Source organism: Halalkalibacter kiskunsagensis, from assembly GCF_037027555.1.
GTDB classification, from domain to species: Bacteria; Bacillota; Bacilli; order Bacillales; family Bacillaceae_D; genus Halalkalibacter; species Halalkalibacter kiskunsagensis.
This window is the reverse complement of the sequence record NZ_JAXBLX010000017.1, coordinates 1-14,684: the sequence shown is the minus strand read 5'-3', so window position 1 is coordinate 14,684 and position 14,684 is coordinate 1. Positions and strand designations below refer to the sequence as shown.

The following is a 14,684-nucleotide window of genomic DNA, read 5'->3' as shown; positions in this document are numbered from 1 at the left end:
CCTTTACTGATTCACCATTTAGGCATCTATCACATAGTATACGATACGTCGCTAATCCCCCGCTAGTTTCACTATTATCTGCATGTAAAGTCGAGGTTTCCTCAATAGTCAAAGGAGGTCCTTAAATGAAGATCATTTCACTTAAAAGTCGCCACTGGGAGCAATACCGTAGACCTATTTTAAACTTTGTAAAACGTTATGATAAAACAATGGCGGATTCCTGTTATTCTTGGCTGTTTCAATTAAAAAAACACCATCTTCATCAACCTGGAACAAGTATACAATTAGCACTTTGGGAAGGGAAAATTATTGCTGTTGCTGTTGTATCTGATTATGGAACAACAAATTCAGCCTTTATTATCGCTCCTAAATATTCACAAACACAAATTCAAATAAATTTATTTACATCATTGATCAATGAACTTGGTGTTTGTTATACAAAAATCCATTATGATGATAAGCAAAAAATTAAATTTGCCCTTCAAGCTGGACTCGTTTGTTTTGCTTATTTAAAAGCAGAAAATGACCAAATTCACTTTTGGTTCGGAGGCGGACATTGGCATACAAACGATATCACTGAAAAAGAAGCATAACTTTCAGCCCCGACATCATGATATGATAATGGAAAACGCTATCATTCAAGGAGGATGATTATGTTAGCTCATTTTCAGTGGAAAAGCAATCTCTCGCTGCGAGAGTGGTCGTTTTCGTTCTTTCATGATGGACAATTTATTACAGGAACATATTATAAGAATGGGCATATCAAATGGGGACAATCGGTATTAACAGCTGAAAGTAAGAAGAAATTAGAGCCACATATACACGATCTCATGCTATATCACGTTTATGAGCAACACTAAGTGAATAATTACGAACCACATAGCCACTCTAAGACTAAAGGGGTGGTAAAATTGGCAAAACCAAAAGAGTCCAATTATGAAGGACGCGATAAAAAATTCGTTGATGTTGATCGCATGATTAATGAAGGTCTTGGCGGTGGTACAACACACGGTCTGCAATCTGGCATTATCGAAGAATCACGCGGGAATTTAGAGGAAGAAGACCCTCCTGCTACTAAATAGTTCCCATTCAAGAAGCTGTCCCATAAGAGTCTGAGACAGCTTCTTTTTCATCAGATCCTCAGAAGCACATAACCTCTGTTTACTGCTCTTCTACTAAATATACGGATGAGCTTCCGCATTGATCACACGTTAAAAAATGTGGACATTTTTCATCTTTTAAATCACTTGTAATCCCATTGCTCATTTTTGTTAGATCAATTGGTAAGTAAGCATCATATTTTTCGTAATAATCCATTATTCTTCCATAATCTATTAAATTCTGTTGACAGACATGACAAGTGACCTCTAAAGTAACCATTCCATTACATATTGGACACATACCCATAACGATTTCTCCTTGCATATAAAGAAGGGGTGAGCGAACTCACCCCTTCAATCCATAATTATTATTATTGTTGTGTTCCGCCCATTTGTTGTTCAGCCATTTGAACAAGGCGCTTAGTAATCTCTCCACCTACAGATCCGTTTGCACGGGATGTAGAGTCTGCTCCAAGGTTAACACCGAATTCAGAAGCGATTTCATACTTCATTTGGTCAAGTGCTTGTTGTACACCAGGTACAAGCAATTGGTTTGAATTGCTGTTGTTGTTACTTGCCATTGTGTCTCACCTCCTTGTGTACTTATAGTGTGGTTAATATCGCTTTTGTTATGTACAATATCGGTTGGGTAATTTATGGAAATTACCCAACCTTAGCTACGTTTCTTTATCAAATACAATCCCTTGGCTTATTAAACGCAAAAAAAGGTATGGAGACTTTGAGTAGCCTTACATACCTTCTGAAGAAATCGTTTATTCTGATTGTAGTTTAAAAATATCTTGTAACACCTTCTGATTTTCTATAGCTGAAACATCACCTAACTGTTTCTGCAAATAAGCAGCTTTTATGATTCTACGCATTATTTTCCCATTTTTCGTTTTTGGAAGGTCACTAATAATATGCACTCTTTTTGGCTTTAAAGCTTTTCCCATCTTTTTTGTAACATAAGAAACAAGCTCTTGCCGAATTTGTTCTTTTTCAAGTACAGTTTCTACTAATACGACAAAACAAATAGCCATTTCTCCCTTAATAGAATCAGGAACGCCAATTACAGCAGCTTCATGTACTGCGCGATGACTCACTAGAACGGTTTCCATTTCACTAGGTCCCATGCGTTTCCCAGCGATTGATAATGTATCATCTGACCTTCCAGTAATTTTCCAAAATCCTTGTTGGTCAACAACTGCCCAATCTCCATGAACCCACGTATCACACCACCTAGACCAGTATGCTTGTTTATACCGGTCAGGTTCATTCCAAAAGCCTCTGGTCATACCAACCCATGGCTTCGTTAATACTAACTCACCTACTGTATCTCTCACCGCTTTTCCACTATCATCATAAACTTGTGCTGCCATACCAGGGAGAGCAGCATTAAACGTACTTGGTGTAATTGGTCGAATCAAAATATTACCTAAAATCCCTCCAGCTATTTCTGTTCCCCCAGAGTAATTAAAGATGGGTAATCTTTCTTTTCCTATCTGTTTAAATAGCCAAAGCCAAGAATCATCATTCCAAGGCTCTCCAGTCGAAGCAATTACTCGTAATGTATTTAACTGATGATGATCGACCCATGATGCATCATGCTTCATAAGAGAACGAATTAATGTAGGGGAGATCCCTAAATGTGTGACAGAATGACCGTCTATGAGCTTCCACAAACGATCTGGGTTCGGAAATTCAGGACTTCCTTCGTATAAAACAATACTAGCCCCATTAAGTAATCCTCCATATACTAAAAAAGGCCCCATCATCCAACCCATGTCAGTATACCAAAAAAGAATGTCTCCTTGTGTCACATTCATGCCAATAGCTGCATCCAAAGCCGCTTTAATTGGAAAGCCACTATGCGTATGCACGCAACCTTTAGGTCGTCCAGTCGTCCCTGAGGTATAAATCAACAGTAGAGGTTCATTGCTGTCCATTACTTCCGTTGCTTCCAAAGTACTGCCTTCCATACATTCTGTCCAATAATGATCCCGTGTTTTAACCCAATTCACCTTTATATTTAACCGTTGCACAACAATTACTTGATTGACGCTTGGACAGCCTAAGAGGGCTTTGTCGAGTTCGTCTTTCATGAATATATCTTTTCCATTTCGTTTGTATCCATCTGCTGTTATCACTAATTTTGCTTTTGATGCTTCAATACGTGTCGTTATCGCTTCAGTTCCATAGCCAGAAAAAATAGGTGTATATATGGCACCTATTTTCGATATGGCCAAAATAGCAATAACGGTTTCAGGAATCATTGGCATATATAGGGCTATAACGTCACCACGGGCAACTCCTAATCTTCTTAGTCCCCCTGCAAAGTTGTTTACTTCACCAGCAATTTCCAAAAAGGAATAACTGAGACAAGTACCATCTTCCCCTTCCCAAATTAACGCATGTTTTGATGCATCTTTTGGATTTTTCACCCACCTGTCTAGAGCAAGGTCAATTACATTTAGCTTGCCACCTTTGTACCAAATGGGCCATTCGTTTCCTTTGGATACATCTAGTACTTTTTCATACTTTTCTCTCCAAGGAATCGCTAATTCTTTCTCAGCTTCCTTCCAAAACCACTGTTGATCTTCAATTGATTTCTTGTAAAAAAGTTCATACTCAGTAAATCCAAGCTTTTTCATCCATTTATACAACCTTGTGTTTTGAATAAAATTAGAAGAAGGAATCCAAATATTTTCTAATGACATCTAGACACCCCTTTCTATTTACATCTTCCTTTGTCTCTCTGTTCATCTAAATGTTTTCAATGGTTAAATTGCAGCAGCTCCTCTGATTGCTCCGAGGCTGTTCAAAAAGAAAAAGAACACCCCTTTGAATTACCTCTTACACAGGATAAACGGGATGCTTTCTTTCGGTAAAACGTACCTCTTTTGATGAATATGCTTCGAACCGTTTGATTAATTCATCGCGAAGGTCATCACCATGAACAATTCCATCTATAACCATTTCAGAAGCTAACCGATAAATATCAATATCTTCTTTGTACTCCTCACGCTTTTGCTTAATAAATGATGCTCGCTCTTCTTGAGGAAGTTCTGCTATTTTATTTGCATAAACAGCATTTACTGCAGCTTCTGGACCCATAACAGCTATTTGAGCTTGTGGAAGAGCTAAACAACAATCCGGTTCAAATGCTGGACCAGCCATTGCATATAAACCAGCTCCATACGCTTTTCGCACGATAACTGAAATTTTGGGAACAGTTGCCTCTGACATCGCAGCTATCATTTTTGCTCCATGTCGAATGATGCCCGCTCGCTCAACTTTTGTGCCAATCATAAAGCCGGGTATATCTGCTAAGAATAAAAGTGGAATATGATATGCGTCGCATAGACTGATAAATTTAGCTGCCTTATCAGCAGAATCGTGAAATAAAACTCCTCCTTTTGCTTTTGGTTGATTAGCGATTATTCCTATCGTCCGGCCATCAATACGAGCAAATCCCGTAATGAGCTCTGGAGCAAATAATTTCTTTATTTCAAAAAAAGTATCATCATCGATCAGTCGCTCTATTAACTCATACATATTAAATGGGGTATTTTGATTTGATGGGATCAGATCATCAATTGTAGAAGCAAAAGCCTTTACTTCTTTTGCTTCACAAAAAGCAGGGACTTCTTTATAACTGGCTGGAAAATAACTTAAATAACTTCTTGCAAGTGTTATTGCTTCATGTTCTGAACTCGCTAACATATCTCCACATCCTGAGATGGAACAATGCATACGAGCTCCACCCATTTCTTCAAGAGACACTTTCTCTCCTATGACCATTTCTGCCATTCGAGGTGAGCCGAGGTACATAGAAGCATTGCCTTCAACCATAATAACGGCATCACAAAAAGCTGGAATGTAAGCTCCACCCGCTGCAGAAGGGCCAAATAATAAACATAATTGCGGTACGTGGCCAGAAAGTTTTACTTGATTATAAAAAATCCGTCCCGCTCCTCTTCTGCCAGGAAACATCTCTACTTGATCTGTAATACGAGCTCCTGCAGAATCGACTAAATAAAGGATTGGAACATGGAGCTTTTGGGCCGTTTCTTGAATGCGAATGATCTTTTCAACCGTTCTCGCCCCCCACGAACCTGCTTTTACAGTGGAATCGTTTGCCATCACACAAACCGTTTGCCCATTGATTTTCCCAATCCCAGTCACGACACCGTCTGCGGGCAATCCTTCTACTGATGCATTAGCAAAAAAGCCATCTTCAACCTCTGTGCCTTTATCAAATAACAACTCAAGGCGCTCACGAACAAATAACTTCCCTTTTGATTCATTCAGTTTATGGTACTTACTAGCTCCACCTTGTTTAATCAAATCAACCTTGTCTTGCCACTTTTTACGAGAGGACATAATTCTCCCTCCTATTCCCCTTTGTAAGTCGGTTTTCTTTTTTCATGAAAGGCAAGTAATCCTTCTTGTCGATCTCTAGTCGAGATTATTTTTTCATATGCATTTCTTTCTATTGTAAGAGCTGTTTGCATATCCACTTCCAATCCTAAATCAATTGCATACTTTGCTTGACGAATCGCAATTGGCCCATTATTTGCTATTAAATCAGCTAATTCAAAGGCTTTCTTTAATACACCATCTTGCGTTTCAACATGTTCCACTAATTTAACTTCCTTTGCTTCAGTTCCTGATATTCTTGAAGCGGTATAAATCATTTCTTTCGCTTTTCCCGTTCCAATTAGTCGAGATAGACGTTGTGTCCCTCCCGCCCCAGGAATAATGGCAAGAGAGGTTTCCGGGAGTCCATAATCAGCAGTTGAACAGCCAATTCGTAAATCACATGCTAAAGCCAGCTCGAGTCCACCACCTAACGCACTTCCGTTCATTGCTGCAATAGTCGGGATTTTCAATGCAGCTACCCTATTTATTGTCATCCTTATTTTCTGAACGGCAAACCTAACCTCTTTTTCATCCATCTCATTACGTTCCTTCAAATCTGCCCCTGCACAAAATACTCGATCGCTTGCCCCAGTAAATATAACAACCCTTACATTCGTTGCATTTTCAATACTTGATAGAAAATCATTTAGCTCTCTTAATAATTGCAATGACAGAGCATTTGCCTGATCTGGACGGTTTAGAGTTGCCAAAATAACGCCTTTTCCTTTTTGTTCAATTAGTAGCGACTTCATTTGACACCTCCTTTATTTTGATGAGCTAAAGCCATTTGTAAACGGTGACTTGGTAAATTCCTTTTTACTATACTTTGAATCCACTGAGCACATTGAATCACTTTTTCTAACTGAACGCCTGTTTTTACGCCCATCCCTTCAAACATGAAAACCATATCTTCAGTTGCCACGTTCCCAGCTGCTCCAGGTGCATAAGGACAGCCCCCTAGTCCCCCTACAGATCCATCAAACGCCCGTACGCCTACTTTATAGGCAGCAAACGTATTAACTAATGCTGTACCACTTGTGTCGTGTGGATGAAGGGCAATGTTTGTTAGTGGAACTTGTTTCGAAACATGTCTCAATACGTCTTCTACTTGATTCGGAGTCGCAATCCCAATCGTATCCCCGAGCGATATCTCATTCACCCCCATCTCCATTAAGCGATATGAAATAGAAGAAACTTGATTAATATGGATCTGACCTTCAAATGGGCAACCAAAGACCATGGAAATATAACCTCTAATTGACTTTCCGGCATTTTTAGCTTCATTTATGACCTTTAGTAAAGTTGTATAAGTTTGATCAATTGATTGGTTTAGATTCTTACGGTTATGTGTTTCACTTGCAGATAAAAAAATAGCAATTTCATCAACCCCTGCTTCTAACGCTCTCTCAAGACCTCGTTCATTTGGAACAAGTGCTCCAAATGTGACATTTTGTTTTCTCTTAACTCCTCGTACCACTTCACGCGCATCACTCAGAGCCGGAATCCATTTTGGATGTACAAACGAGGTCAGTTCAATATATGTTAATCCTGTATCGACTAGCTGATTAATCCAAGCTACTTTTTTTGCCGTATCAATCGGTGTTTGTTCATTTTGTAACCCATCTCTTGGACCTACTTCGCAAATGCGTACGTCAATTTCTTTATTCAACTCTTCACTTCCTAACGCTTAGAGTCTAATCATCTAGCTCAACTAGAACTTCCCCTTCGTCAACAAAGTCCCCCTCAGCTCTCACTACATTACGAACCGTTCCACTTACAGTTGATTCAATCGGAATTTCCATCTTCATTGACTCTAAAATCGCAATTTCCTGACCTTTTATTACTGTATCTCCAACAGAAACTAACATTTTCCATACATTACCAGCCATTGTTGTTTTAATGTTTTGCATAATGATCATCCTTTATTTAAATAATCTGACACAAATGACGTTGTCACTTTTCCTTTTTGAAAATTTGGATGTGTAAGTACTTCATGAAGCATCGGAATGTTCGTTTTTATTCCTTCTATATGATACTGTCCTAAAGCATTTACCATTTTTTCAATAGCCTCAGATCTTGTTTTTCCTTTTACAATCACCTTCGCTATCATCGGATCATAAAAAGGAGTAACCACACTGCCTTCTTCGATCGAGCATTCATGACGAACAAATTTTCCGTCAGGTTGCTCTAATTTGCTAATAGTACCTGGTGAAGGTAAAAAGGTTTTTGGATCCTCTGCATAAATTCTAACTTCAATGGCATGACCGTCTCGTTTAATTTGTGGTTGTGTAAGAAGCAATTTTTCTCCAGCTGAAATGCGTAGTTGCTCTTTAACTAAATCAATCCCTATTACTTCTTCTGTTACAGGGTGTTCCACTTGTAAACGTGTGTTCATTTCTAAAAAATAAATTTGCTGATTTTCATCCACTAAGCACTCAATTGTACCGGCATTTGTATATCTAAGTTCTTTTGCGGCTTTGACAGCAAGTTCACCAATCTGTTGACTTATTGTTTCATCTAGAAAAGGGGATGGGGACTCCTCTATCACCTTTTGATGTCTTCTCTGCACTGAGCAATCTCTTTCCCAGAGATGGATCGTATTGCCGTAATGATCTGCAAGGATTTGAATTTCAATATGCCTTGCGCGCTCAATGACTTTCTCGACAAACATGTCTCCATTTCCAAAAAACATCTTTGCTCGTTTTTGATTAGCTGAAAATGCTTTTCTTAGCTGCTCCTCATTGGTAACGAGTTGCATTCCAATCCCCCCTCCTCCCGCTGAGGCTTTCAACATTACGGGATAGGAGATCTTCTTTGCTGCTTGAGCTACCGCTTCAACATTTTCCGTAACTGTGTCCATACCTGGTATTACAGGAAAACCTGCTTTTTTCATGGCTATTCGTGCTTTTACTTTCTCACCCATTAGTTCAATTAGCTCTGGACTTGGGCCAATAAACGTTATACCGTCTTCGTTACATCTTCTTGCAAAGTGAGCATTTTCAGATAACAATCCATAACCTGGATGAATGGCATCTGCATAGTGTTGTTTTGCTACCTCGATAATCTTTTCCATATTGACATAGCTTTCCTGTACGTTAGATGGACCTATATGATATGCCTCATCAGCCCTTTTTACATGAAGCGCATCTTTATCTGCGTCTGAATAAACAGCAATTGTAGTAACTCCAAGTTGTTGACATGTTCGAATGATACGTAAAGCAATCTCGCCACGATTGGCAATTAATACTCGACGAAACATTTAAGCCACCTCCCTTTACACACACCCTAACTTTCTAGCAATGACAAGTCGCTGTATCTCCGAAGTTCCTTCTCCAATTTCTAAAAGCTTTGCATCGCGCAGCATACGCTCTACTTCATACTCGCGCATATACCCGTAGCCGCCGTGAATCTGTAGGGCTTCATTGCAAACTTTCGAAGCAGTTTCTGACGCAAACAGTTTCGCAAATGCTGCCTCTTTTGAAAATGGCTTTCGCTCGTCTTTTAGCCATGCTGCTTTGAACACCATATTACGAGCTAACTCAATCTCCATCGCCATATCTGCAAGTTTAAATTGAATAGCTTGAAACGACGAAAGACTTTTCCCAAATTGCTTTCTCTCTTTTGCATATACGAGTGCTCTATCAAATGCTGCTTGTGCGATCCCTACAGCTAAAGCAGCAATGGAAATTCTGCCTCCATCTAATGTATAGAGAAATTGATGAAATCCTTTATTGGCATCACCTAATAAATTCTTTTTTGGGACCCTTACTTGATCCAGAACTAATTCACATGTGTTTGAAGCACGCACACCCATTTTTTCGTAATTACAACGTATATGAAAACCTTCTGTCTCAGTTGGTACAATAAAAGCTGATATTTTCTTTTTCCCTTTGTCAGTTATTCCTGTAACAGCTGTTACAATGACACATTTGGCATAGCCAGCATTTGTAATCCAACACTTTTCACCATTAATCACATAATCATTGCCTTCTTCTATTGCTGTCGTTTTTGTTCCCCCTGCATCTGATCCGGCGTTCGGTTCGGTTAAACCAAAGGATCCAAGCGTTTCTCCTTTGGCAAGTGGTACTAAATAAGTTTGTTTTTGCTCTTCTGTACCGAAATAATAGATTGGACTCGCGCCAAGTGATACTGCAGCAGCATAACTAAGCCCAGTCCCTCCACATGCTTTTCCGATCTCTTCAACAGCGATTGCATACGTAATTGTATCAGCCCCAGCCCCCCCGTACTCTTCAGGAAAAGGCAAACCTAATAAACCTAACTCTCCCATCTTTATAAAAACGTCTTTAGGAAATGTTGACGTTTTATCCCAGCTTGCAGCATGTGGGGCTATTTCACTTCGAGCAAAATTTCGAACCATATCCTGAACGATCCTCTGTTCCTTTGTTAACTCGAAATTCATGCACTTTCCCCCTTCGATTATCATGAGCGACCGCTCACTTCAATGTACCTAATCCTACTATACGTTGGTTTCATGTATGACATGACAATAATGTAAGCGTTGCCAAATAATAGTACGAATGATTCATTATGATGTTTACCCCAAACATACAAAAGAGTGACGTATACCTTTATCCCTACTTGAGAAATTATTCTTCTCTCACTAAGGATCTAAATGACGTCACTCTCTGCTATTGCGATTTATTATCTTTATGACCGAAACTCACACTTTAATTTTTCAGCGAAGACTCTATGTCTTTATTCAAATGTCCCCTTTACCACAGCCGTTCCACCTTCAACCATTACTTGTCCTCTGGAAACCACAGTCTCAATCTCGAGGTCCTGAGATAATAAAACGAGATCAGCATCATTCCCAATTTTCAGCTCTCCCTTTCCGTTTAGTTTCAGTGCATTGGCTGGACTTTTCGTTATTACATGTAAAGCTTGTTCTAATGAAACTTCTTCCTGCAGAACCGCATCCCGGACCTCACTGAATAGAGACTTCATATCGCCAATTTGTAAGCCGATAAATTTCCCTTGATCATCAAATGCCGGTAAGCTCCCTTGTGCGTCGGATGTGAATGTAATTTGTTGAAGGGAAATCCCTTTTTCCAATAGAACTTTCAATGCTTTACTACATTTTATTTCTCCTTCATCCAAAAACTTTGGAATCGTACTTGTTGTAAAGTCTAGATACCCACCCTTTTTAGCATACTTGATTCCAGCGTTAAATAAATCAATAGTTCGATTCATATGCGTAGGGATAAATTGAGTAATCGGAATGTCTGTTGAATCAATCACTTTTTCAAGAAGCGTTAATTTATCTTGACTATCTCCAACATGCACGTTGACAATTCCAGCTTTTCCTGACAGCATTCCTCCGACTCTCGCTTCTGCTGCAATCCTACTCAATTCGTCCACAGTCGGTTGAGAAGAACGATGGTCACTAATAGCCACCTCACCAACTCCAATAATTTGTTCGATCAGCATAAAGTCACTTTGAATCGATCCAGTCATCGATTTGATTGGAACTTGATAAGATCCAGTATGTACATAACACGTAATACCTTCCTCGTTTAACCCTTTTGCCTTTGCAATGAGATCTGGCATTGTTCGACTCGTCCCATCTGTACCAATTACGCCAACAATTGTCGTTACTCCAGCTAAGGTTGCTTGACTAAGCATTAGTTCAGGCGTACGTGTTTTATAACTGCCTTCCCCACCCCCACCAATAATATGAACATGGCTATCAATAAAGCCGGGAACAACCAACTTATTCTTCCCATCGACAACATGCACATCTATCGATAATGAAGAACAATCAATATATTCTTCGATTGCAATGATTTTTTCTCCGGCAATTAATATATCTTTCTTTCCCTTATAATCGGGTGAATACACCTCAGGTTGCTTAATAATGGTAAGCATGTCACCACTCCAATTCATTTTTTTCATCAGTATAACAAAATTATCATACGATGATCGATCTCTATAATTCACTAGTTATTGGCATTCACTTTTCTTTCAACTTCTAGGTCCAATAAAACATAAATATTCTGTAAATACTATCCTAGATTGAAACTTCTGCAATTCAAATTACGTATATACAACAGACCACACTTGAAAGGAGATCAAATATGGGATTTCTGATCGCAATTGGATTAATCGTTGTCCTTATTTTATTTTGGATTGCTAGTTACAATAGTCTTATAAAATATCGGAATTTGGTTGAAGAATCATGGGCTCAAATTGATGTCCAACTGAAACGACGCTTCGACTTAATTCCCAACCTTGTCGAGACAGTGAAAGGCTATGCCAAACATGAACAAGAAACACTTGCTAAAGTCGTTGAACTCCGAAACCAAATTACAGCTCCTGGAAACAGCCGTCAAGAACAAATTGAAGCAAATAATGAATTATCAGGAGCATTGCGTCAATTATTCGCTCTGCGGGAAGCCTATCCAGACTTAAAAGCAAGCAATAATTTTAACATACTCCAAGAGGAACTTTCTGGAACAGAAAACAAAATTGCCTACGCACGTCAGCTCTATAACAAAACGGTCATGGAATACAATACAAAAATTCAGTCAATCCCAACCAATATTGTCGCTTCTGTCCATAATTTCACAAGACGAGATATGTTAGAAATTCCAGCAGAAGAACGTGAAAATGTGAAAGTACAGTTTTAACGAAATGAGGATATTTTAATGATTCTCTATAAACAAATCGAACGAAACAAGCGTAACACCCTGTTCATCGTTACAGGTTTTATCCTATTTGTCTTAGCTGTTGGGGCCGCTCTCACCTACCTTACATCGGGAAATTATTATAGTGGGATGATACTTGCTGCTATCATTGGCGGTGTCTATACTATTGTAATGCTTACATCGAGTACAAATGTCGTGATGAAAATGAATCTTGCAAAGGAAGTAACATCAAAAAAGGATGCCCCTTTTTTGTGGCATACTGTTGAAAACCTTGCTATGGCAGCCCGTATCCCGATGCCAAAGATCTTCATCATTCAAGATCATAGCCCAAATGCATTCGCTACGGGAACATCTCCCCAAAAAGGTGCTGTTGCCGTCACAACTGGTTTAATGAGCCGACTGAATCGCGAAGAAATAGAAGGGGTATTGGCTCATGAAGTTGCACATATTCGCAACTTCGACATCCGTTTAGCAACAATTGCCGTTGCTCTTGTCTCAGCCGTTGCGATACTTAGTGACTTAGGCGCAAGAATGATGCTTTTTTCTCGGAGAAATCGCAATCAAAAGCAACATCCAGCGATGTTAATTGTCGCTTTATTGCTTCTAGTTCTTGCTCCATTTGTTGCAACACTCATACGTTTAGCCATTTCTCGGAACCGAGAATTTTTAGCTGATGCAAGTGCGATTGAACTTACAAGGAATCCTTATGCTCTTGCTTCTGCCCTGCAAACCATAACAGGAATAGACACCCCTGTACGTGAAGCATCCAGTACGGCTGCCCCTCTTTATTTTGCAGACCCACTAAAAAAGAAAGCAGCAAACCTTTTTTCCACGCACCCGAATCCACAAGAACGGATTCGACGACTTCATAATATGTAGGTTGACTCGAAGCTTAAGAGTCAGCCTGTTTTTTGCTCCCTTTAATAATCCAACTGCATTGTCAGAAAATTTACTATTCATTTTTAATTTAGTGTGATATAGTATATCCACAAAACATTTTACTTTTTTAAAGGAGGAACACGTTGTGTCACTAAAGCACGAAACAGGACGTGAACAGTGGGCATCTAGGCTAGGATTTATTTTAGCTGCAATGGGCTCAGCTGTAGGTTTAGGAAACGTATGGCGCTTTTCATATGTTACAGGAGAAAATGGTGGAGCTGCCTTCCTACTTATTTATCTCGCATTTATTTTATTAATCGGTATTCCGATTATTATGGCAGAATTTACAATAGGGCGAAAAGCGCAAAGTGATGCGGTTGGTTCTTTTGAAAAACTAGCACCGGGTAAACCATGGAAAATAGCCGGTTTATTAGGGGTTGGAGCTGCTTTTATAATTTTATCTTTTTACGGCGTAATAGCTGGGTGGATTTCTTACTATTTCGTCAATTACTTAACAGGTGGACTGTGGACAAGACCTGCAGATGGATATGATGGCTTCTTCGTTTCATTTATTACAAATCCTGTTCAACCGCTTTTCTGGCAATTATTATTTATGGCACTAACCGTTGGAATTGTCTTTGTTGGAGTTAAAAAGGGAATTGAGCGCTCAAACAAAATCTTAATGCCATTATTAGGTATCTTACTTATTGCATTATCTGTTTATAGTTTAACTCTTGGAGGAGCACAAGAAGGATTAGCATTCTTATTTACTCCTGACTGGAGTGCATTGGCTGATCCAAGTATTTATTTAGCTGCTTTAGGTCAAGCTTTTTTCTCCCTTAGTTTAGGAATGGGGGCACTTATCACCTACGGAAGTTACCTTTCAAACAAGGAACGCCTTCCTGGTGCAGCCTTGAGTGTTGCCAGCCTAGACACACTTTTTGCAATCATTGCAGGTATTATGATTTTCCCTGCTGTATTTGCATTAGGAATGGATCCAAGCTCTGGTCCTGGCCTAGTCTTCATGATCATGCCCGACGTATTTGATAGCATTGCCTTTGGTGGAATCTTTGGGTTGCTCTTCTTCTTCCTTCTTGCAGCTGCAGCTCTTTCTTCAGCTGTTTCATTATTAGAAGTTGCAGTAGCTTATTTTATTCGAAAGTTTTCATGGTCTAGAAAAAAAGCAACTATTATTGTCGGTTCAATCATTTTCGCTTTAGGAATTCCTTCATCACTTGGGCAAGGAGTTTTGTCACATATTCAAATTATTGGAGAACGTGACATTCTTGATTCATTTGACTTTATTGCCTCAAATATCTTCCTACCACTAGGTGGTCTTGTTATCGCTCTATTTATGGGCTGGGGATGGAAGAAAGCAGATGCATTACGTGAGTCTGATTTCGGAGATACAACATTAGGTCATCTTTGGTTATTCTTATTACGCTTTTTAGCACCAATTGCTATTTTCCTAGTTTTCTTAAGTTCAATTGGTTTATTTTAATAAACAAAAAGCTGTTCATTAAGAAAGAGGCTGTCCAAAATAAACTGGCACCTATGTCAAGGACACAATAAAAAAAGAGATTAAGCAACTAGAAGATGATTCCTATATTGAATAGGG

16 protein-coding genes are annotated in these 14,684 nt (G+C 39.2%); 6 read left to right on the top strand and 10 right to left on the bottom strand.

Features of this window, described 5'->3' with window-relative positions; all coding sequences use genetic code 11:
- Nucleotides 1-125 precede the first annotated feature (125 nt).
- Genes SLH51_RS11500 through SLH51_RS11490 form a run of 3 tightly spaced genes read left to right on the top strand, consistent with a single transcriptional unit; the run spans nucleotide 126 to nucleotide 1,082 of the window.
- Nucleotides 126-593 (top strand): hypothetical protein, encoded by a 468-nt coding sequence (locus SLH51_RS11500; RefSeq protein WP_335961405.1) that lies wholly within the window; start codon nucleotides 126-128, stop codon nucleotides 591-593.
- 60 nt (nucleotides 594-653) lie between these two features.
- Nucleotides 654-860 carry a DUF5342 family protein gene (locus SLH51_RS11495; RefSeq protein ID WP_335961404.1) on the top strand — a complete coding sequence of 69 codons (207 nt, stop codon included), beginning with the start codon at nucleotides 654-656 and terminating at the stop codon, nucleotides 858-860.
- Between the two features lie 51 nt (nucleotides 861-911).
- Nucleotides 912-1,082: a hypothetical protein gene (locus SLH51_RS11490; protein ID WP_390184065.1), complete on the top strand. Its 171-nt coding sequence runs from the start codon at nucleotides 912-914 to the stop codon at nucleotides 1,080-1,082.
- 79 nt (nucleotides 1,083-1,161) lie between these two features.
- Here the strand turns inward: SLH51_RS11490 and SLH51_RS11485 are convergent, their stop codons facing one another.
- The 10 genes from SLH51_RS11485 to iadA all read right to left on the bottom strand — a co-directional run bounded on the left by SLH51_RS11485 (nucleotide 1,162) and on the right by iadA (nucleotide 11,408).
- Nucleotides 1,162-1,407, bottom strand: coding sequence for a hypothetical protein (locus SLH51_RS11485; protein WP_335961402.1), 246 nt, complete (start codon nucleotides 1,405-1,407; stop codon nucleotides 1,162-1,164).
- 64 nt (nucleotides 1,408-1,471) lie between these two features.
- Nucleotides 1,472-1,681, bottom strand: a complete 210-nt coding sequence (locus SLH51_RS11480) for an alpha/beta-type small acid-soluble spore protein (protein ID WP_034631054.1) — start codon at nucleotides 1,679-1,681, stop codon at nucleotides 1,472-1,474.
- A gap of 192 nt (nucleotides 1,682-1,873) precedes the next feature.
- A complete protein-coding gene (locus SLH51_RS11475; RefSeq protein WP_335961401.1) occupies nucleotides 1,874-3,817 on the bottom strand; it encodes an AMP-binding protein in 1,944 nt (647 codons plus the stop codon).
- 136 nt (nucleotides 3,818-3,953) lie between these two features.
- On the bottom strand, nucleotides 3,954-5,483 hold the full coding sequence (locus SLH51_RS11470; RefSeq protein WP_335961400.1) for an acyl-CoA carboxylase subunit beta: 1,530 nt from the start codon (nucleotides 5,481-5,483) through the stop codon (nucleotides 3,954-3,956).
- An 11-nt stretch (nucleotides 5,484-5,494) separates the two neighbouring features.
- Nucleotides 5,495-6,274, bottom strand: a complete 780-nt coding sequence (locus SLH51_RS11465) for an enoyl-CoA hydratase (RefSeq protein ID WP_335961399.1) — start codon at nucleotides 6,272-6,274, stop codon at nucleotides 5,495-5,497.
- Nucleotides 6,271-7,191 (bottom strand): hydroxymethylglutaryl-CoA lyase, encoded by a 921-nt coding sequence (locus SLH51_RS11460; RefSeq protein WP_335961398.1) that lies wholly within the window; start codon nucleotides 7,189-7,191, stop codon nucleotides 6,271-6,273. Before SLH51_RS11460 ends, SLH51_RS11465 begins: the two co-directional genes overlap by 4 nt.
- A 25-nt stretch (nucleotides 7,192-7,216) precedes the next feature.
- Nucleotides 7,217-7,432, bottom strand: a complete 216-nt coding sequence (locus SLH51_RS11455; RefSeq protein WP_335961397.1) for an acetyl-CoA carboxylase biotin carboxyl carrier protein subunit — start codon at nucleotides 7,430-7,432, stop codon at nucleotides 7,217-7,219.
- Nucleotides 7,433-7,437: 5 nt separating this feature from the next.
- Nucleotides 7,438-8,781, bottom strand: coding sequence for an acetyl-CoA carboxylase biotin carboxylase subunit (locus SLH51_RS11450; RefSeq protein WP_335961396.1), 1,344 nt, complete (start codon nucleotides 8,779-8,781; stop codon nucleotides 7,438-7,440).
- 15 nt (nucleotides 8,782-8,796) lie between these two features.
- Complete coding sequence (locus SLH51_RS11445; protein ID WP_335961395.1) at nucleotides 8,797-9,942, bottom strand: acyl-CoA dehydrogenase family protein; 1,146 nt, start codon at nucleotides 9,940-9,942, stop codon at nucleotides 8,797-8,799.
- A 296-nt stretch (nucleotides 9,943-10,238) separates the two neighbouring features.
- Nucleotides 10,239-11,408, bottom strand: coding sequence for a beta-aspartyl-peptidase (gene iadA, locus SLH51_RS11440; RefSeq protein ID WP_335961394.1), 1,170 nt, complete (start codon nucleotides 11,406-11,408; stop codon nucleotides 10,239-10,241).
- A gap of 209 nt (nucleotides 11,409-11,617) precedes the next feature.
- Between iadA and SLH51_RS11435 the strand changes: the two genes are divergently transcribed.
- From SLH51_RS11435 to SLH51_RS11425, 3 genes are all read left to right on the top strand, one after another.
- Nucleotides 11,618-12,169, top strand: a complete 552-nt coding sequence (locus SLH51_RS11435; protein ID WP_335961393.1) for a LemA family protein — start codon at nucleotides 11,618-11,620, stop codon at nucleotides 12,167-12,169.
- Nucleotides 12,170-12,190: 21 nt separating this feature from the next.
- A complete protein-coding gene (gene htpX, locus SLH51_RS11430) occupies nucleotides 12,191-13,066 on the top strand; it encodes a zinc metalloprotease HtpX (protein WP_335961491.1) in 876 nt (291 codons plus the stop codon).
- Nucleotides 13,067-13,211: 145 nt separating this feature from the next.
- Nucleotides 13,212-14,567, top strand: coding sequence for a sodium-dependent transporter (locus SLH51_RS11425; protein ID WP_335961392.1), 1,356 nt, complete (start codon nucleotides 13,212-13,214; stop codon nucleotides 14,565-14,567).
- The last annotated feature ends 117 nt before the right edge of the window (nucleotides 14,568-14,684 follow it).